Annotated in this window: 20 protein-coding genes; 10 read left to right on the top strand and 10 right to left on the bottom strand. The window is 68.5% G+C overall.

The features are described 5' to 3' along the window. Nucleotides 1–19: 19 nt before the first annotated feature. The 5 genes from AC1DYU_RS10135 (at nt 20) to minE (ending at nt 5,274) form a co-directional block, all read left to right on the top strand. The gene (locus AC1DYU_RS10135; RefSeq protein ID WP_476791509.1) at nt 20–1,312 is read left to right on the top strand and encodes a M16 family metallopeptidase; all 1,293 of its coding nucleotides are present in this window, start codon (nt 20–22) and stop codon (nt 1,310–1,312) included. A 98-nt stretch (nt 1,313–1,410) separates the two neighbouring features. Continuing rightward, a complete protein-coding gene (gene mutL, locus AC1DYU_RS10130) occupies nt 1,411–3,216 on the top strand; it encodes a DNA mismatch repair endonuclease MutL (protein WP_476791508.1) in 1,806 nt (601 codons plus the stop codon). 203 nt (nt 3,217–3,419) lie between these two features. Further along, nucleotides 3,420–4,163 carry a septum site-determining protein MinC gene (gene minC, locus AC1DYU_RS10125; RefSeq protein WP_476791735.1) on the top strand — a complete coding sequence of 248 codons (744 nt, stop codon included), beginning with the start codon at nt 3,420–3,422 and terminating at the stop codon, nt 4,161–4,163. A 35-nt stretch (nt 4,164–4,198) separates the two neighbouring features. Beyond that, nucleotides 4,199–5,014, top strand: a complete 816-nt coding sequence (gene minD, locus AC1DYU_RS10120) for a septum site-determining protein MinD (RefSeq protein WP_476791507.1) — start codon at nt 4,199–4,201, stop codon at nt 5,012–5,014. Beyond that, a complete protein-coding gene (gene minE / locus AC1DYU_RS10115; protein ID WP_476791506.1) occupies nt 5,011–5,274 on the top strand; it encodes a cell division topological specificity factor MinE in 264 nt (87 codons plus the stop codon). Before minD ends, minE begins: the two co-directional genes overlap by 4 nt. 19 nt (nt 5,275–5,293) lie before the next feature. Here minE and rsmD read toward each other — a convergent pair whose 3' ends face one another. Together rsmD and AC1DYU_RS10105 are read right to left on the bottom strand one after the other, a co-directional pair. Further along, nucleotides 5,294–5,866, bottom strand: coding sequence for a 16S rRNA (guanine(966)-N(2))-methyltransferase RsmD (gene rsmD, locus AC1DYU_RS10110; RefSeq protein ID WP_476791505.1), 573 nt, complete (start codon nt 5,864–5,866; stop codon nt 5,294–5,296). Between the two features lie 10 nt (nt 5,867–5,876). Next, nucleotides 5,877–8,147, bottom strand: a complete 2,271-nt coding sequence (locus tag AC1DYU_RS10105) for a pseudouridine synthase (RefSeq protein WP_476791504.1) — start codon at nt 8,145–8,147, stop codon at nt 5,877–5,879. 246 nt (nt 8,148–8,393) lie between these two features. On the opposite strand from AC1DYU_RS10105, the gene AC1DYU_RS10100 reads away from it, so the two are divergent. Next, nucleotides 8,394–8,822: a nucleoside deaminase gene (locus tag AC1DYU_RS10100; RefSeq protein WP_476791734.1), complete on the top strand. Its 429-nt coding sequence runs from the start codon at nt 8,394–8,396 to the stop codon at nt 8,820–8,822. A gap of 63 nt (nt 8,823–8,885) precedes the next feature. Here AC1DYU_RS10100 and AC1DYU_RS10095 read toward each other — a convergent pair whose 3' ends face one another. Continuing rightward, on the bottom strand, nt 8,886–9,251 hold the full coding sequence (locus tag AC1DYU_RS10095; protein WP_476791503.1) for a hypothetical protein: 366 nt from the start codon (nt 9,249–9,251) through the stop codon (nt 8,886–8,888). Between the two features lie 299 nt (nt 9,252–9,550). On the opposite strand from AC1DYU_RS10095, the gene AC1DYU_RS10090 reads away from it, so the two are divergent. Both AC1DYU_RS10090 and AC1DYU_RS10085 read left to right on the top strand, forming a co-directional pair. Beyond that, nucleotides 9,551–9,913, top strand: coding sequence for a hypothetical protein (locus AC1DYU_RS10090; RefSeq protein WP_476791502.1), 363 nt, complete (start codon nt 9,551–9,553; stop codon nt 9,911–9,913). 349 nt (nt 9,914–10,262) lie between these two features. Further along, nucleotides 10,263–10,637 (top strand): peptidoglycan L,D-endopeptidase MepK, encoded by a 375-nt coding sequence (locus AC1DYU_RS10085; RefSeq protein WP_476791501.1) that lies wholly within the window; start codon nt 10,263–10,265, stop codon nt 10,635–10,637. A gap of 21 nt (nt 10,638–10,658) precedes the next feature. Here AC1DYU_RS10085 and AC1DYU_RS10080 read toward each other — a convergent pair whose 3' ends face one another. Further along, nucleotides 10,659–11,402, bottom strand: coding sequence for a sulfite exporter TauE/SafE family protein (locus AC1DYU_RS10080; protein ID WP_476791500.1), 744 nt, complete (start codon nt 11,400–11,402; stop codon nt 10,659–10,661). Between the two features lie 106 nt (nt 11,403–11,508). On the opposite strand from AC1DYU_RS10080, the gene AC1DYU_RS10075 reads away from it, so the two are divergent. Continuing rightward, nucleotides 11,509–12,252, top strand: coding sequence for an ArsR/SmtB family transcription factor (locus tag AC1DYU_RS10075; RefSeq protein ID WP_476791499.1), 744 nt, complete (start codon nt 11,509–11,511; stop codon nt 12,250–12,252). Here the strand turns inward: AC1DYU_RS10075 and AC1DYU_RS10070 are convergent. From AC1DYU_RS10070 to purD, 5 genes are all read right to left on the bottom strand, one after another. Further along, a complete protein-coding gene (locus tag AC1DYU_RS10070; RefSeq protein WP_476791498.1) occupies nt 12,212–13,084 on the bottom strand; it encodes a patatin-like phospholipase family protein in 873 nt (290 codons plus the stop codon). The genes AC1DYU_RS10075 and AC1DYU_RS10070 overlap by 41 nt on opposite strands. A gap of 125 nt (nt 13,085–13,209) precedes the next feature. Beyond that, complete coding sequence (locus AC1DYU_RS10065; RefSeq protein ID WP_476791497.1) at nt 13,210–14,124, bottom strand: alpha/beta fold hydrolase; 915 nt, start codon at nt 14,122–14,124, stop codon at nt 13,210–13,212. Then, entirely contained in the window at nt 14,121–14,543 is a 423-nt protein-coding gene (locus tag AC1DYU_RS10060; RefSeq protein ID WP_158482927.1) for a type II toxin-antitoxin system VapC family toxin, read from the bottom strand. Before AC1DYU_RS10060 ends, AC1DYU_RS10065 begins: the two co-directional genes overlap by 4 nt. Further along, complete coding sequence (locus AC1DYU_RS10055) at nt 14,540–14,803, bottom strand: type II toxin-antitoxin system VapB family antitoxin (protein WP_158482928.1); 264 nt, start codon at nt 14,801–14,803, stop codon at nt 14,540–14,542. Before AC1DYU_RS10055 ends, AC1DYU_RS10060 begins: the two co-directional genes overlap by 4 nt. A 60-nt stretch (nt 14,804–14,863) precedes the next feature. Next, complete coding sequence (gene purD, locus AC1DYU_RS10050; protein WP_476791496.1) at nt 14,864–16,147, bottom strand: phosphoribosylamine--glycine ligase; 1,284 nt, start codon at nt 16,145–16,147, stop codon at nt 14,864–14,866. 94 nt (nt 16,148–16,241) lie between these two features. Here purD and xseA point away from each other — a divergent pair, with 94 nt between their 5' ends. Continuing rightward, nucleotides 16,242–17,768, top strand: a complete 1,527-nt coding sequence (xseA, locus tag AC1DYU_RS10045) for an exodeoxyribonuclease VII large subunit (protein WP_476791495.1) — start codon at nt 16,242–16,244, stop codon at nt 17,766–17,768. Between the two features lie 179 nt (nt 17,769–17,947). Here xseA and AC1DYU_RS10040 read toward each other — a convergent pair whose 3' ends face one another. Next, a complete protein-coding gene (locus AC1DYU_RS10040) occupies nt 17,948–18,790 on the bottom strand; it encodes a dienelactone hydrolase family protein (protein ID WP_476791494.1) in 843 nt (280 codons plus the stop codon). Between the last annotated feature and the right edge of the window lie 4 nt (nt 18,791–18,794).

Here is an 18,794-nt window from a genome sequence, read left to right as displayed (position 1 = left end):
CCCGCCGTCAGGACATGACATGAACGCACCCGTTCCCGCCGTCACCGGCCTCGCCGGCCCCTCCGTCCCCGTCCAGAAGGTGCGCTCGCCCGCAGGCGTCGAGGCCTGGCTGGTCGAGGAGCACAGCCTGCCGCTGATCGCGGTCGATTTCGCCTTCGATGGCGGCGCCACGCGCGACCCCGACAATGCCGCCGGCAGCGCCTATCTGATCTCCGGCCTGCTCGACGAGGGCGCCGGCGATCTTGACGCCGAGGCCTTCCAGGGCAAGCTCGCCGACCATGCGATCAGCCTCGGCTTCGACGCCCGCCGCGACGATTTCCACGGCCATCTCCAGACCTTGTCGAGCCATCGCGACACGGCCTTCGAGTTGCTGGCGCTCGCGGTGAACGCGCCGCGCTTCGATGCCGACGCCGTCGAGCGGGTGAAGGGCCAGGTGATTTCCGGCCTGCAGCGCCAGGCGCAAAACCCCGAGACGCTCTGCCGCAATGCGCTCTATGCGGCGGCCTTTGCCGGCCACGCTTACGCCCGTCCCGACAAGGGCGATGTCGACAGCGTCTCGCGGCTGGAGGGCCCCGCGCTGAAGGCGCTGTCGCACGGCCTTCTCGCCCGCGCCGGGCTGAAAATCGTCGTCGTCGGCGACATCACAGCCGAGGAACTCTCCCGCCGCCTCGACCAGCTCTTCGGCGCGCTGCCGGAAGGCCTGCCGCGTGCGCTGCCGGGTGAGCCGCTGCCGATCCAGGGCCTCGGCCAGACCCATGTCATCGATCTCGACGTGCCCCAGACGGTCATCCGCTTCGTCCGCCCCGGCCTGATGCGACACGATCCCGACTTCATCACCGGCAGCGTTCTCAATCACATCCTCGGTGGCTCGGCCTTCACCTCGCGGCTGTTCCTGGAGGTCCGCGAGAAGCGCGGCCTCGCCTATGGCGTCTCCTCCAGCCTGCTGCCTCTGCGCGAGGGGGCCATGCTGGTCGGCGGCACCGCGACCAAGAACGAGCGCGCCGCCGAATCGATGACGGTCATCCGCGAGGAGATGGCGAAGCTCGCCAATGAAGGCCCGAGCGAACACGAGGTCGAGGAGGCCAAGCGCTACATCATCGGCTCCTATCCGCTGCGCTTCGACACTTCGCCGAAGATCGCCTCCGAACTGCTCAGCCTGGCGACCAACGGCTTCGAGCCGGAGTTCCTGAGCGAGCGCAATCGGCTCTTCGCCGCCGTGACGCTGGCCGACGTCAAGCGCGTGGCAGGCCGCCTCTTCGGTGATCCGCGCCTGCTGGTGCAGGCGGTGGGCCGGCCGGTCGATCTGGTTTGAGCCGCCTCGGCACGGGCATTCGACAGGCTCAGGCGCTATCCTGATCGTCGGCAGCGGCGCGATTCGGCGCCGCGCCCTCTCGCCGCCCCGGAACCAGCATGTCCGTCCGCCGCCTCGATCCCGTCCTCGTCGACCGCATCGCCGCCGGTGAGGTGATCGAGCGGCCGGCTGCTGCCGTGAAGGAACTGGTCGAGAACGCGATCGACGCCGGCGCGCGCGCGATCTCCGTCACCATCGCGGCCGGCGGGCGCGAACTGATCCGCGTCGTCGACGACGGCTCCGGCATGACGCCCGACGATCTGGCGCTGGCCGTCGAGCGCCATGCCACCTCCAAGCTGCCCGACGGCGACCTCTTCGCCATCCGCTCGCTCGGCTTCCGGGGCGAGGCGCTGCCCTCGATCGGCTCGGTCGCGCGGCTGTCGATCGCCACCCGGCGGCATGATGCGGCCCAAGGCTCAGGCCTCGTCGTCGAGGCCGGCGAGAAGGGCGTGGTGCGTCCCGTCGCGGCAGCTATCGGCACGCGCATCGAAGTCAGCGATCTCTTCGCCTTCACCCCGGCCCGCCTGAAATTCCTCAAGAGCGACCGGGCCGAGGCGCAGGCCGTCTCGGAGATGCTGCGGCGCCTCGCCATCGCCCATCCCGCGATCCGCTTTTCGCTCGAAGGCGAGCACGTCTCGCCCTTCGACTGGCCGGCCGAGGCCGAAGGCGATGACGGCCGCCTGCGCCGGCTCGGCCGCGCGCTCGGCCGCGATTTTCCGGAGAATGCGCTCAGGCTCGATGCGGGGCGCGAGGGCTTCCACGTCACCGGCTTCGCCGGCCTGCCGACCTTTCATCGCGGCACCTCGGCCGGCGTGCATCTCGCGGTCAACGGCCGCCCGGTGCGCGACAAGCTCCTGCTTTCGGCGGTGCGCGGCGCCTATGCCGACGTCGTGCCTTCCGACCGGCATCCCGTGCTCTTCCTGGATGTTTCCTGCGACCCGCGCCTCGTCGACGTCAACGTCCATCCGGCCAAGAGCGAGGTCCGCTTCCGCGACCCGACGCTGGTGCGCGGGCTCGTCGTCTCCGGGCTGAAGGCGGCTCTGGCCGAGGCCGGCCACCGCGCCACCACGACGGGCGGCGCCCGCACGCTCGAAGCCTTCCGCGCCGTCTTCGCCGGCACCGGAAACGCCAGTTCGCCGATGCGCCCGAACTTGCCCGACATGCCCGCCTGGGGCGCAGCCGCGACCGGCTTCGACGCCCGCCCGCAGCAGGGCTTCTCCGGCTTTGAGGCTTCCTCGGCCGATGCCCGCGCCCATCTCGCCGAGCCCTCGCCGGACGGGCTCGACCGCCCGCTCGGCGCCGCCCGCGCCCAGCTCCACGAAACCTATATCGTCGCTCAGACCCGCGAGGGCGTCGTCATCGTCGACCAGCACGCCGCCCATGAGCGCCTGGTCTATGAGCGCCTCAAGGCCGAGCGCGCGAAGACCGGCATCGCCAGCCAGCCGCTGCTACTGCCGGAGGTGGTCGAGCTCGATCCCGTCGATGCAGACCGGTTAAACGCGGCGGCCGACGATCTGGCGACGCTCGGCCTGCGGCTGGAGCCCTTCGGGCCGGGCGCGGTCCTCGTGCGCGAGGCGCCCCAGCAGCTTGCCGGCGGCAACCTCCAGAAGCTCGTCCGCGACGTCGCCGATGCGCTGGCCGAGCAGGGAACAGCGGCTTCGCTGGAACGCCGCCTCGACCATGTGCTGGCGACGATGGCCTGCCACAACTCCGTCCGCGCCGGCCGGCGCCTGCGGCCCGAGGAAATGGACGCGCTGCTGCGCGAAATGGAGATCACGCCCAATTCAGGCCAGTGCAACCACGGCCGCCCGACCTACGTCGAGCTAAAGCTGTCGGACATCGAGCGGCTGTTTGGGCGGCGGTGACGAAGCGCCGATTTTGGGCTGCATCGTTACGCGCGGACAATCTATCGGCCGGCTTGCAGGTGGATCTATCGCATTGAAAATAAATGATAATTTGTTCGGGTCCATCGCGCTTCAAAAACGGATGCGCTCGGCGATATGTCTTGCCGGTTTACCCTCTGTTAACCATGCCGGCCCTACACAGAATCAACCGAAAATTTACCAAGATGACCAGCGTGTTAATCCAACCCAGGCCCATTCGCCTCAAGGGGCGAAGCTTCCTTGCGCTGTCTTTGAGCCCCGAGCTGCCCTTCGCGGACTGGCTCTCGCGGCTCGACGATCTCGCCTCGCGCTCGACCGGCTTCTTCATGCGGCGGCCGGTCGTGCTGGACATCGCCGGGCTGGAGGTCGACCGCGCGCAGCTTCGCGATCTCGTTGAACAGCTTGGGGTGCGTCATGTGCGGATCATGGGCATTGAGGGCGCGCGTCCGTCCCTGCTCGATTCGAGCCTGCCCCCGGCAATGACCGACGGCCGCACGACCTCGGACATCGAGGCACCCGTCGCGGCTGAGCAGGCCGCGGCGGACAACGCGGCTGTGGGCAAAAGCGTCGCGGCCTCACCTCCGCCGCCGGCGCGGTCGGTGCCCTCCCTGGTCGTGACCGAGCCCGTGCGCTCCGGCCAGTCTCTGATTTTCATCGAAGGCGACGTGACTATCGTCGGATCGGTCGCCTCGGGGGCCGAGATCGTCGCAGGCGGATCGATCCATATTTACGGTACGCTGAGAGGTCGCGCGCTCGCCGGCACCATGGGCAATGCCGGGGCGCGCATCTTCTGCCGCAAGATGGAGGCCGAACTGGTCGCCATCGACGGCTACTACAAGGCGGCCGAGGACCTGGATCCCGGCCTGCGTGGCAAGGCCGTCCAGTTCTGGCTGGAGGGCGACACCTTCAAATTCGGATCGCTCGCCTGATCCTAGGGCAGTTTCGACATCAACGGGAGAGGTCTATGGGCAAGGTCATCGTGGTCACATCAGGCAAGGGCGGCGTCGGCAAGACGACCTCGTCCGCCGCGCTCGGGGCGGCTCTCGCGCATGACGGCGCCAAGGTCGTGGTCGTCGATTTCGACGTCGGGCTGCGCAATCTCGACCTGATCATGGGCGCCGAACGGCGCGTCGTCTACGACCTCGTCAACGTGATCCAGGGCGAGGCCAAGCTGACCCAGGCGCTGATCCGGGACAAGCGGTTGGAGACGCTCTACCTGCTGCCGGCCTCGCAGACCCGCGACAAGGACAATCTCACGGCCGAAGGCGTCGAGAAGGTCATCAATGCGCTGAAGAGCGTCTTCGACTGGGTGATCTGCGACAGCCCGGCCGGCATCGAGCGCGGCGCGACGCTGGCCATGCGCCACGCCGACATCGCCATCGTCGTGACCAATCCGGAGGTCTCCTCCGTGCGCGATTCCGACCGCATCATCGGCCTGCTCGATTCCAAGACGGTCAAGGCCGAGAGCGGCGAGCGCATGGAGAAACACCTGCTGCTTACCCGCTATGACCCTGCCCGGGCCGAACGCGGCGACATGCTGAAGGTCGACGACGTCCTCGAAATCCTCTCGATCCCGCTGCTCGGCATCATCCCCGAAAGCATGGAGGTGCTGCGCGCCTCCAATCTCGGCACGCCGGTCACCCTGGCCGACCAGCGCAGCGTGCCCTCCGTCGCCTATTTCCAGGCAGCGCGCCGGCTAAACGGGGAAGACATCCCGATGATCATCCCCGGCGAAAAGCGCGGCTTCTTCGGCAAGATGTTCGGAAGGAAAGCGGCATGAACCTGCGTCGGCTCTTCTCCCGCTCCCGCTCGGCGCCCGCCGCGCGGGATCGCCTGCAACTGCTGCTGGCCCATGAGCGCGCCGCCGTCGGCGGATCGGATCTGCTGGCCAAGCTGCGCGACGAGATCCTCAGTGCCATCGCCAAGCACGTCCAGATCGACGGCGACAAGGTCAGCATCAAGATGGAACGGGGCGCCCAGGTTTCGACGCTGGCCGTCGACATCGAGATTCCCTTCGAGGCAGCCAAGAAGGCGGCTTGAAGCCGCCTTCGGGCATCCTTCAGGAACCGGCGGACGCGGCCCGCAGGATCAGCACCTGCGTCTCGCCATAGTCGCGGCGCTCCAGCGTCTCGAACGCTTCGGGCAGGGCGATCTCGATATCGCCTGCCTCCTCCAGCACGACCAGCGCGCCGGACTCCAGCCAGCCGCCGTCGCGTGCCGAGATCAGCGCCTTCTCGCCCAGCCCCTTGCGATAGGGCGGATCGCAGAAGATCACGCCGAAGGGGGCCATCGGGCCGATCGCGCCGAGCTTGGTCGCATCGCGCCGGAAGACGCGGCTGTGACCGGCGAGCCCCAGCGTCATCTGGTTCTCGCGGATCAGACCGCGCGCCTCGGTGCCGTCGTCGACCAGAAGCGCGAAGGTCGCGCCGCGCGACAGCGCCTCGAACGCCATCGCGCCAGTGCCGGAGAAAAGGTCGAGCACGCGCGCCCCGTCGAGCGGGTCGTCATAAGCATGCGCCAGCACGTTGAACAGCGATTCGCGCAGACGGTCCGAGGTCGGGCGGATACTCCCGATCCCCGGTTTCGGGCCGACCAGCGGCCGGCCTCCCAAGCGCCCGCCGACGATCCGCATCGGCTAGGCCTCAGTCACGCTTGCCGCCCGAACGCGGGCCTTTGCCGCCGCCGCCGGGGCGGCTGCCACCCGGACGACCACCGCCGCCGGGCTTGCCACCGAACGGCCGCCCGCCACCGGGCTTGCCGCCGGATGGCTTGCCTGCGAAGGATTTGCCGCCGAAGGACTTGCCGCCGCTGCGTTCGCCGCTGCTGCTGCGTCCTGCCGGGCGTTCGCTGGAACGCGCCGCATAGCTCTTGGGCGGACCGCCCGGCTTGTCACTGAGGCTGCGGCCACGGCGCTCCTCGCCGGGTCGCTCGCTGGCGCGGCGCGGCGGGCGCTCGCCACCCTCACGCGGCGTGCGTTCGGACCTGTCTCCACCGGGCCTGTCGCTGCGCGGCGCGCGTTCGGGGCGCTCGGTACGAGGTGCACGCTCCGGACGCTCGGCACGCGGCCCGGCATCCTGCCAGGGACGGTCCTGCGTGCGGTCGCGCTCGCCACCTTCGATGCGCGGGCGGCGCGCAGGCCGCTCACTGCTGCCGGCGCGCTCCTGCGTGCGGGGAGGACGTGCCTGCGCTGCGCCGCGCTCGCTGCGGGGCAGGCGGTCGGGGCGGCGCTTGGGGTTGACGCCCTCGCGGGCCGGGCGTTCCGCGCGCGCGGGGCGTTCTGCACTGGCAGACGCGCTGACACGCTCGACCAGCACGCGGCGGCCATTGGGATCCTCGATCGCCTTGCCGCGCCGGCGCACGACCTCGCCGGTCGCCTCGCGCGACTGGCGCTCGATCTTGGGGTCGGCACCACGGCGCGGCGGAGCCTTGCGCTCGCGCTGCGGCTCGGCTTCGGCATCGCGCCAAACGGTGCGCTTCCACGGCTTCTCGCTGCGGTCGTCCTGCGAGGGCGTGCGCACGGCGTCGCTCTGCCAGCGCTCGCGCTCCGGCTTGCCGTCGCGGTCGCCGGCCGGGCGTCGGCGCTGGCGGTCGTCGCCGCTGGGCGCAGCCCTGCCTGGCTGAGGTTTTGGCGGGGCTGCCGGCAGCTCGTCACGGCGCGGCGCTTCGAGATCGACGCCGGCCTTGGCCATCAGATCCTCGCCGAGCTGGTCGCGGATGACGCGCGAGCGCACCTCATCGGCCTCGCCCTCGGCGAGGTCGGCAAGCTGGAACGGTCCGAACGAAACCCGGATCAGCCGGTTCACGTCGAGGCCGAGATGCTCCAGAACCGTCTTGACCTCGCGGTTCTTGCCCTCGCGCAGATCGACCGTCAGCCAGGTGTTCGAGCCCTGCTGGCGCTCGAAGCGCGCCACGACGGGGCCGTAGGAGACGCCCTCGATGGTGACGCCATCGCGCAGCGTGTCGAGCTTGTCCTGCGTCACCGAGCCGAAGGCACGGACGCGATAACGCCGCAGCCAGCCGGTCTCGGGCAGTTCGAGCATGCGCGCCAGCCCGCCATCATTGGTCAGCAGCAGCAGGCCTTCGGTGTTGATGTCGAGCCGCCCGATCGAGAGCACGCGCGGCAAATCCTCCGGCAGCGCGTCGAACACGGTCGGCCGGCCTTCGGGATCATGGTTGGTCGTCACGAGGCCGCGCGGCTTGTGGTAGAGCCAGAGCCTTGTGCGCTCGCGCGCCGGCAAGGGCTCGCCATCGATCAGCACGACGTCGTCGGGGCCGATATCGAGCGCCGGGCTCTCCAGAACCTTGCCGTTCACGCTGACGCGGCCTTCCGCGATCATCGCCTCGCTGTCACGCCGCGAGGCGACGCCGGCGCGTGCCATCACCTTGGCGATGCGCTCCGGCTCCTGGATCAGCGACGGCAGCAGCTTGGCCTCGGAGACCGGAGCCTCCTCGCGCGGGCGCCGCGGCCGCTCGGGCCTGTCGGAGCGGGGACGGTCGAAACGCTTGGCGCCCGGGCCGCTAGGACGCTCGCCACGCGGCGCGAAGCCCTCGCGCGGAGGCCGGCTCGAACTGCGCTCGCCCTCGGGCCGGGCACGGAATGGCCGCTCGCCGCCTTCACGGGGAGGCCTTGCTTCGCGCGGAGCTCTGCCCTCGCTTGGTGGCCTGCTGGAGCTACGCTCGCCATCGGGCCGTGCCCGGAACGGACGCGCTGCGCCGTCAGTGCGGGCTGGCCGCTCGGCGCTGTCGCTGCGGCTCCGGAATGGCTTGCGTTCGCCGCCCGCCGCTCCGCCGGAGCGGGGGCCCTTGCCGCCGAATCCGCCGCCATCGCGCCCGCCGCCGGATCCGCTGCCACGGCCGCCGGTCCCGCCGCCCTTGCGCGGGCCCCGGCTTTTCTGGTTGTTGTCGTCGCTCATGATCGCTCCGGAGCATGGTCCGCGGAAGGAAAGACACGTTCCACGAAGGGCCGATGCTCAATAATGTGATGTCGCATGCGTGCCTGTCAGCGGTTTGAAACCGCGTGGCACGCTGGCTGATAGCCGGCGCTTGTAGCAGAGCGCCTTGCCGCTCGCGAGCGGTAAAGCAAGGTTTTGATGGTGCAGGATAAAACGCAGGGCCAAGACAAGGCGCAAGGCCGGGACAGAACGCACAGCCTCGATCCGATGGCGCTGGCCTTCGACGAGGCCCGCGCCGCAGCCGCACGCGGCGAGGTGCCGGTCGGCGCCGTCGTGACGCGTGACGGCGTGGTGCTCGCCCGCGCCGGCAACCGCACGCTGGAGCTGAAGGACCCGACCGCCCATGCCGAGATGCTGGCGCTGCGGATCGCCTGCGAGGCGCTTCAGTCAGAGCGGCTGATCGGCTGCGATCTGCACGTCACGCTCGAACCCTGCCCGATGTGCGCCGCCGCGATCTCCTTTGCCCGTATCCGCCGGCTCTATTTCGGCGCGGGCGATCCCAAGGGCGGCGCCGTCGAGAACGGCGTCAGGCTCTACGCGAGTCCCACCTGCCACCATCAGCCCGAGGTCTATGGCGGCCTGCGCGAGAGCGAGGCGGCGGGGCTGTTGCGCGCGTTCTTCCAGGGACGGCGCTAGGATCGATCGATCATCCCAGCCAGCGGCTGCTCGATCCTGCACGACCTCAGCCGCCGATGCGCCTCATCGGCTCATGACGGCGATGGCGGCATCGAGGCGCCTATCCATGGCACCCGCCTGACTGGGTGTCGATCGCTCCAGGACGATGGCAAGCGTGTCGATCGCGGTCAGGGCATCGCGCCGCGCCTGCTCGATGGCGCCGATCGGAGCCTGGGCGTAAAGCGCGCGCGCGAAGGCGGCAACCGTCGTGATGGTCAGGAAGGTCGCATCCTCGATCGCGGGCGAGACGACGACGAAGCGCAAGACGTTTTCGAGATGCGCCTCGGCAATGGGACCCAGCGTCTTGGCGTTCAAGGCTCCGGCCCGGAAGACGGCGCTGCGAAGCGTCTCGATCTCCGAGATCAGATAGTTCTGCACCTCATCGATCATCCACGCCTCCAGACGGAACGCACACGCGACGGAACGCATCAAACAGGCCGACAGTACCACAGGCCGGCAGGGGCCGCATGGCCGGGTGGATCGTCGGTTAGCGAGCCGTCAAACCGATCCGGCGAAATCGCCGGATCATCGGCGCCTCCGCTCCGGGCCGCGCAGCGACATAGCCCCGGACGATCGCATTCCGGACGCGATATCGTCATGGAATGACCAGACCAGGTCCAGCTTACGGACCCATTCACGCGCTCAAATCGGCCGCTCATCCGCAACCGATGGAAGGAAACTCCATGCGCATGATCACGCTGGCCGCCGCAGGCGCCGCGCTTATCCTCGCCGGGCCGGCCAATGCTCAGGCCCCCTCGACCAACCCGACGCAAACGCCACCCCCGGCATCGGCGCCCCAATCGTCGGCACCGGCCATCAAATCCGTTAGCGTCGTCGATCTCGACGAGCTTCCCGAAGCGACCAAGGGCCAGGTCAACCAACTCCTGGCGACCCGCACGGCAGACCAGCTCGAGCGGCTCCGCAATGCCATCGAAACCGCGCCGGTCGCGAAAACCGCGCTGGAGGCCAAGGGGCTCACCTCCCGGGACGTGGTGATCGCCCAGATCGATGACGAAGGCGAGTTGACCATCATCACCAAGAAGGCCGGCTGACCCAGCCGAAGCCCGGCGTCGAGACGGCGCCGGGCGGCCTGTCTGCCGCAGACGAGAAAACGCATCCGTCCGAAGGCCAATCGTGGTCTTCGGACGAATCGTAAAGCAGACGCATCTGGCGATGGTCGACGCCAAATCTCAAGGATGATCACCGTCGCGGCAATGGCGGTGTGGCTATAGCGCGAGATCACCTGTTCAGACCGTGCCTTGTTTTGGCCTTGACGGCAATCTATTGGGGCGCCGAACCGCTCAGCCAGACCATGTGATGGTGGCTTGAGCCTTCCATTCCCCAGTTCATGTCAGGTTGATAATGCGTTGTATTGCTGCGGCCGTGATCCTCACGGTCTCTATGCCTGTGCTTGCGTATGCTGATGGCTCGATCAAGCAGGTATCCTTCCAGCCGCAGGTCAAGGGGCTGGGCTGTCTCAAGCCCGCGGCCGTGGTAATGATCAAGGAACTGACCGACAAGATCGGTCCCATTCAGATCACCTCGACCTGTGGCGGTCGCCACGCCAGGCATTCGCAGCACTACAGCGGCAAGGCGATCGATTTCCGGCCGCTTGCCACCTCCGCCCGGAAGGCGGTCGCGGTGGCCAAGGCGCTCGACAGCACCGGCGGCGTCGGCTCCTATCCCAACGGCATCGTCCATGTCGATGTCGGCGAGCGGGAACTGTCCTGGTTCGGCCACAAGCGTGCCGGTCGCCGCTACGCCTACAACCGCTGAGGTGGCGCGTCGGGCGGCGGCTCAGGCGGCTGCCCGCAGCACCAGATAGCCTCCCAGCGCCAGCAGCCCTGCGAAGAAACAGAGCTTGAAGGTCTTCGCCGAGATGCGGTTGCGGATCATCGTCCCGACCGCCATCCCGGCTAGCGCGGGCAGCAACGCCAGGGCAGAATGCCAGGCCACGGTGGCATCCAGCGCGCCGTTCCCCAGAAGCCCCACCGAGAGCGCCAGCGTCGAGATGATGAAGGAGAGGCCGAGCGCCTGCACCAGTTCGTCCTTGTCGAGCCCGAGCGCCTGCAGATAGGGCACGGCCGGCAGCACGAAGACGCCGGTCGCGGCCGTCGCAATTCCGGTTGCGATCCCGATGAGCGGCGCGAGCCAGCCCTCCACCCGCTGCGGAACGTGCAGCTTCGCTGCGGTCAGGCCGACCAGCGCATAGAGCACCAGCGCGACGCCGAGCCAGAGTGTCGCCGAGCCGGTCTTCTGCTGCTCGAGCAGTCCGGCGCCAGCCCAGGTCCCGACGCAGATCCCGGCGAGCATCGGCCAGAGCCGCAGCGCGATGGTCTTCAGCCCAGGGCCGGTCGCGATCTGCCAGCCATTGGTGATGAGGTTGGGCACGACCAGCAGCGCTGCCGCCTGCGCCGGGGCCATCACCACGCCGAGGATGCCGACCGCGATGGTCGGCAGGCCGAGCCCGATGACGCCTTTGACGAAGCCGGCCAGCAGAAAGGTGCCGGCGATGAAGAGGATGAGCTGCAGGTTTTCCATGGACGGCTTTCTGGCACTGCCGCCGCCGCCTGTCGCGCCCCGATACTACGGTGCGCGCCGTAGCGTTCGCGCTTGCCAGTCGTTGCATCGGGAGCATGATGCCGGGATGAGCACCAACGGTCCCTATCTCGCCGAGATCGCCCATCTGATGGGGGATCCAGCCCGCGCCAACATGCTGCACGCGCTGATGGATGGCCGCGCTTTGACCGCCAAGGAACTCGCCTGGCTTGCCGGCGTCGCGCCGCAGACCGCGAGCGGCCATCTGGCGAAGCTGATGGATGGCGGCCTGCTGGCGGTCGCGGTGCAGGGGCGCCATCGCTATTATCGGCTGGCCGGCCCTGAGGTCGCACAGGCGCTGGAAGGGCTGATGGTTCTCGCTGGCGGCGAGACGTCGCGCCGCCGCCTGCCGTCCCGCGTCGGCGCGGAGTTGAGTCAGGCCCGCACCTGCTATGATCATTTCGCCGGTCGGCTCGGCATCGGCATCCATGATGCATTGGTCGCCGGTGGGCATCTCGCGGTCGCCGAAGGCGGTTACGGGCTCACAGGATCGGGCGAGGCCGTCTTTGCCGCGCTCGGCGTGGTCTCCTCACGTTTAGGCAGCCGGCGCGTTGCGTTGCGGCCCTGCCTCGACTGGAGCGAGCGCCGGCCGCATCTGGCCGGTCATCTCGCCGCCGCCCTGGCCTGCCGCTGCTTCGAGACGGGTTGGGTCACGCGTCGCAAGGACAGCCGTGCCGTGACGTTGACGGAGGAGGGCAGGGCGGTTCTGGGCGCGGCCCTGCCGGGTTTCCGCTGCGACGAGCCGGAGGCGCTCACCCCGCCTGCGCGAGAGCTGCTTCCAGCCTCCGCTTGACCTCGTCCTTGATCGGCTCGGCCGCGTCCAGGATGGCTTTCGCCTTGAGGAAGTCGAGCCCGCCGACGCCCTCGACGCCGGTGCGGATCAGGATGTCGGGCGGGCTGCTCTCGATCATGCGCTGCACGATCGCGCGGGACAGCAGCTGCGACACGCCGACCATCGCTTCCAGCGGCTCCGGAATGCGCAGCTCGCTCATCGTCGTCGGTGCGCTGGTGTCGATCGCGACGACGATGCGTCCAGGTGCCAAAAGCCGCCGATAGGGCAGGGGATCGATCGCCCCGCCATCGACCAGCACCCTGCCGTCGAGCAACACAGGGCGCACGAGGCCGGGAATGGCCAGCGATGCGGCGACGGCAGGCGTAAGCGGCCCATGGTCGATCAGCACCTCGGTTTGCAGATGATAATCGGCGGCGCAAGCGATGAAGGGGATCGCGAGCTGCTCGAAGCGGTCCGGTACCGCCTCAGGCCAGAACAGGTCCAGCAGCCTTTCGCCGTCGATCAGGACAGGGTTGCCGAGCCCGCGAAACAGGTCGGTCAACTTGCCGACGCGCGCATCGAGCAGCCGGCGGATCACGCGCGGCCGGTCGGAGAAGGTCGTCAGCACATGCTCGCGTAGCGCCGCGCCGGGCAGCCCCGCAGCGAAGGCCGCGCCGATGATCGCACCTATCGAGCAGCCGGCTATGATTCCCGGCTTCAGACCGAGCTCGTCGAGCGCCTCCAGCACCACGATATGGCTGAGTCCCCGCGCTCCTCCGGCGCCCAGCACCAGGACGAGCCCCGGCTCTGTCGGTGCCGGCAGGGCAAGGGGCTTGCGGTTCGCCTGGGCCATCGTTCGATCGGCTCCTGCCAGAGATTCGTGATTCGCCATTCCTGTTCTGCAACGCCTGAGCGACCGCACCGAGACCGCCGAAGCGAAAATTACGGTGCGGCATTTTGCCCGGCCGGCAGGTCTGCTCAGCCGCCGGGCTTCGACAGGAACGGCACGAGCGCCGCCAGCGTCGCAGCGGGGTTTTCCTCCGGCAGGAAATGCCCGCTGTCGATCGCCTGTCCCTCGGCCTGCGGCGCGAAGCTCTCGCGCCAGATCTCGAGCGGGCTTGCGCCCTTGGCCGGAATGCCCGCCTCGCCCCAGAGGACCAGCACGGGACACAGGATGCGTTTGCCTGCGGCGAGATCGGCCTTGTCATGCGCGACGTCGGTGGTCGCACCGGCGCGGTAATCCTCGCAAGCCGCGTGAATACGGGCGGGGTCGTTGAAGGATTCGCCGTAGGCCTGGAGGGCCAGCGGATCGAACAGGTCGAGCGACTTCGCCCGCGTCCAGCTCGCGATGGTGTGGTCGAGCCAGCCGAGAGGATCGGCCTTGATCAGGTTTTCGGGAACAGGCTCGGGCTGGGCCAGGAAGGTCCAGTGATAGACCTGCATGGCGCGCGCGGCATTCATGCCCTCCCACATCGAGACCGTCGGCAGGATGTCGAGCAGTGCCAGCCTTTCGACGCGGCCGGGATGGTCGAGCGCCAGCCGGTAGGCGACGCGGGCGCCGCGGTCATGTCCGACCACGGCAAAGCGCAGATGCCCGAGCGACTGCATCACGGCGACGATGTCCTCGCCCATGCCGCGCTTGCTGTAGGTCGCGACTCCGCCATCGCCATGCGGCGCGGCCGACCAGCCATAGCCGCGCAGATCGGGGCAGACGACGGTATGCGTCTTCGCCAACTCGCCCGCCAGTTTGTGCCATTCGGCATGGGTCTGCGGAAAGCCGTGGATCAGCAACACCGGCGGCCCCTCGCCACCGACACGCGCGAAGATCTTGCCGGCCGGACCATCGACCCAATGCGCCGTGAAGCCGGGGAACAGGCTGTCGAGATTGCTCATGGACGGGCTCCTGCCGCTGTCGCCGAAAGGATGTCGGTCTTGGCAAAGTCCTCGCCCTTATAGAGCAAGGGAACGTCGAGCGATTTTGCCAGCGCGTATGAGAAGCAGTCGCCAAGGTTGAGTTTGGCCGGATGGCGGCCCTTGCCGAAGCGGAGGAAGGCTTCGGCTGCCAGGGCCGATTGTTCTGCATCGACCGGGCGTTGCTCGATCGCCAGACTCTGCAGCGCCGCTGCCAAGCCTGCTACGCTTATATTCGCGATGCGCGATGTCAGGACCATGAACGTCTCGACGAAGGTTGCGCTGGAGCAGTAGCTGATCGGTCTCGCATCGAGGAGATCTGAAAAGACCGCAGCCTCGGCCTCTTCCGTCAGGATCGCAACGATTGCCGAGCTGTCAACGACGAGGAGGCCTTGAGTCACGAAGGCAGGCCGTTCTCGTCGTAGCCGATGATTTCGTCGTCAGTACGCGGATCATCGACGCGATTGGCCCGAAATTCGGCCAGAATCGCCTCAAGTCTGGCCCTGTCGATCGAACCGGAACGCCGTACCTCCGCAGCCGGCAGCTTTGCCAATCGCTCTTCCGCCGCGATCGCGACCGCCTCGGCTATCGTCTCCCCGGTGCGGCTCGCCAACTCGCGCACGACGCGATCGGCACGGGCGTTCTTGATCATCAACACCATCGCACGCCTCCCGTATATATCGATCCTTCACGTCATATATACGTCGTCCGCCTGACTTTGTCAGCCTTCGCGCTCGCGCTTCACGGCCTGCCAGCCGATGTCGCGGCGGCAGAAGCCTTCCGGCCAGTCGATCGCATCGACCGCCGCATAGGCCCGTGCCTGCGCCTCCGCGACGGTCTTGCCGAGCCCCACCAGGTTGAGCACGCGGCCGCCGCTGGCGAGCACGCTCCCGGCGGCGTCCTGCTTCGTGCCGGCGTGGAAGACGAGCACGTCGTCGAGTGCCTGCGCCCTGTCGATGCCGCGGATGACGCTGCCGGCCTCCGGCTTGGCCGGATAGCCGCGCGCCGCCAGCACGACGGTCAGTGCGGCCTCGTCCGACCAGCGCAGGTCGAACGAGTCGAGCACGCCGTCACAGGCCGCCAGCAGCGCTGGCACGATGTCGCTCTTCAGGCGCGGCATCAAAACCTCGCATTCGGGGTCGCCGAAGCGGACATTGTATTCGATCAGCTTCGGCCCCTGCGCCGTGATCATCAGCCCGGCGAAGAGCACGCCCTTGAATGGCGTGCCGCGCTTGGCCATCCCGGCCAGGGTCGGCCGGATGATCTCTTCCATGACGCGGGCTTCCAGCGCGGGAGTCATCACGGGTGCCGGTGAGTAGGCGCCCATGCCGCCGGTGTTGGGGCCGGTGTCGCCATCACTGAGGCGCTTGTGGTCCTGCGCCGAAGCCAGAGCCAGCGCATGTGTGCCGTCACAGAGTGCAAAGAAGCTCGCCTCCTCGCCGATCATCCACTCCTCGATCACGACCTCGGCCCCGGCCGCGCCGAGCCCGCCGCCGAACATCATGTCGATGGCGGCGTTCGCCTCGGCCAGCGTCTCGGCCATGACCACGCCCTTGCCGGCGGCGAGCCCATCGGCCTTGATCACGATCGGCGCGCCCTGCTCGGCGACATAAGCCTTGGCGGCGGCGGCATTCGTGAAGCGGCCGAAACCGGCGGTGGGGATGTCGAACTCGGCGCAGAGCTCCTTGGTGAAGCCCTTCGAACCTTCGAGCTGGGCTGCGGCCTTCGACGGGCCGAAGGTCTTGATCCCGGCGGCGACGAGGTCATCGGCGATGCCGTCGACCAGCGGCCCTTCCGGCCCGACCACGACGAGATCGATCTTCTGCAGCTTGCAGAACGCGATCACCGCCTGGTGGTCGGCGATATCGATCACGACGTTCTCGCCGCATTGCGCCGTGCCGGGGTTGCCCGGCGCGATGAAGAGCCGGTCGCAGAGCGGCGAGCCGGAGATCGCCCAGGCCAGCGCGTGCTCACGGCCGCCCGAACCGATCAGAAGGATGTTCATCGCCGCATCTCCGCTTGCCTGCCCGCGCAATAGCGGTCGGGCGATGGCGGGGCAACGCTTCTGCTGCGTCATCCACCTCGCTATGGTCGCGCCCATGGATACCGAATCGTCCGACGCCAAGCCCGGCAACGCTCCCGAATGGTCGGTCTCCGATCTCTCGGGTGCGCTCAAGCGCACGCTGGAGGATGCCTTCGGCTTCGTGCGGGTGCGCGGCGAGATCTCGGGTTATCGCGGCCCGGTCGGCTCGGGCCATGTCTATTTCTCGCTGAAGGACGCCAACGCCAAAATCGATGCGGTGATCTGGAAGGGCGTCTTCGGGCGCCTGAAGACAAGACCGCAGGAGGGGCTGGAGGTCATCGCCACCGGCAAGATCACCACCTTCGCCGGCAAGTCGAGCTACCAGATCATCATCGACTCGCTCGAGCCCGCCGGCATCGGCGCGCTGATGGCGCTGCTCGATGAGCGCCGCAAGCGCCTTGCAGCTGAGGGGCTGTTCGCGGAAGAGCGCAAGCAACTCATTCCCTATCTGCCCCGCGTCATCGGTGTCGTGACGTCGCCGACCGGCGCCGTCATCCGCGACATCCTGCACCGGCTGGAGGATCGCTTTCCCCGCCATGTCCTGGTCTGGCCGGTGCGGGTTCAGGGCGAGACCAGCGCGGCCGAGGTCGCAGCCGCCATCGCCGGCTTCAACGCGCTGCCCGAGGGCGGCCGCATCCCGCGGCCCGACGTCATCATCGTGGCGCGCGGCGGCGGCTCCCTGGAAGACCTGATGGGCTTCAACGAGGAAATCGTGGTACGGGCCGCGGCCGCCTCGCTGATCCCGTTGGTCTCGGCCGTCGGCCACGAGACCGACATCACGCTGATCGACCACGCGGCCGATTTGCGCTGCCCGACCCCGACGGGCGCGGCCGAGAAGGTGGTGCCCGTCAGGGCCGAACTCATGGCATTTGTCGCCGATCTTTCGCGCCGGCAGGCCGGAGCGATGCGCCGCCTCGCCGATCGCCGCCGCAGTGATTTTCGTGCACTCGCCCGTGCGCTGCCGGGGCCCGAAGCGGTGCTCTCAGGCCCGCGCCAGCGGCTCGATCTGGCCGGAACCCGGCTAGCACCGGCGCTGGCGCGCAATGCCCGCGTGCATGAGCAGCAACTGGCCCTCGCGTCGCAGCGTCTCGCCCGGCATTCGCCGCTGCTGCGTTTGGCGACCGCACGCAAGGACGTCGAGCGGCTCTCCAGGGCCATGGCCGTTGCCCGCGACACGCTGCTGCGTCGCGAGCGCGACCGCATCGCGCGTGCCGAAGATCGCGTCAGTGGGATGGCCGGCAATCTCAGGGCCGCCTTCGCCCGCCTGCTGCAGCGCCGCCGCGATCGTCTCGACAGCGTCTGGGCACTAGCGGCGTCGCTTGGTCCCGATGCGGTTCTGGCGCGCGGCTATGCGCTGGTGCGCGACGAGGCGGGCGCGCTGGTGCGCGGCGTCGCTCAGATACGCAGCGGTCAGGCCCTGAGCGTGCAGGTCAGCGACGGACGCTTTGGGGTGGCAGTCGCGGGATTCGGCGACGCGCCGTCGCGGCCTGCTCGACCGGCGCGACGCGAGAGTCCGAAGACCGGACAGGGCGACCTGTTCTGAAGCCGGGGCTCAATAATTTCATGTGGAAACAGGCCGTCATCCTGGGCGACCGGAGGTCGTCCCGGGATCCATCGTAAGACACGACAGAACTCTATGATGGATCCCGGAGCTGCGCCGCTGCGCGGCTGGTCCAGGATGACGGCGCGATTGTTATCAGGGCTGAAAGGCGAAAAACGTGCTCAAAGCCCCTTCAGGAATGCCTTCACCCGCTTGATCGCATCCTCGCGCGCCGCAGGGTTGGTCCCGACGGTGGCCTTGCCGGTTCCCGTGGCGGAATAGGCGATGTCGCTGCGTTCCCTGATCTCGAGGCGGGGGTGGTCGAAATCGTGCAGCGCGCCGGGATAGACCACCAGCTCGACCTTCTCGCCGCGGCCCTGCGCAGCCTTGGCGAGGTAGTCGCAGGGCGCGGCCGGGGTCCAGTCATCGGCATCGCCCATCAGGATCATCAGCGGCAGCCGCGCCATGAAACTCGCGGATTCGGACTGGATTCGGCAGCCTGGATAGAAGGCGATCGCCTGGGCGAAGTCTGGTCTCTCATCGGCCGGCCGACGATCCCTGCGGATCGCGGCGAGAACAGTCGAGCCGCCGCCCGACCAGCCCAGCAATGCGATCCTGTCAGGGCGGATGTCGGTGCGCGATTGCAGCCAGTAACGTGCGGCGGCAGCATCAGCGACGCGCTCCCGGCTGGCCCGGACGGTCAGCTCCTTGACTCCACATTGCGAGCCGAGCTTGCGCGAGCCATAGCTGTCGGGCATCAGCACGGCGAAGCCCTCGCGCACCAGCCGCTCGCCCCAGTCGGAATGCCGTGTCGACAATGTGCCATTGTCGCGCCACAGGCCGCCGCAACCATGCAGGGCGACAACGGCCGGAAACGGCCCGGGTCCTTGCGGGCGATAAAGCACCGCGTCGAGGTCTCCGTCATAGCTGGGCAGGCGCACGCGCTCATAGCCGCCGGCCATGGCGACATTCGTCAGGAGCGCGAGCCCCGTCAGGGCCAGGGCGAGGCGTGCAATGCTGGACATCACA

Source organism: Allobosea sp. P2_B12 (genome assembly GCF_056404835.1).
The sequence above is the reverse complement of the archived record's forward strand: the minus strand, read 5'-3'. Positions and strand labels throughout refer to the sequence as shown.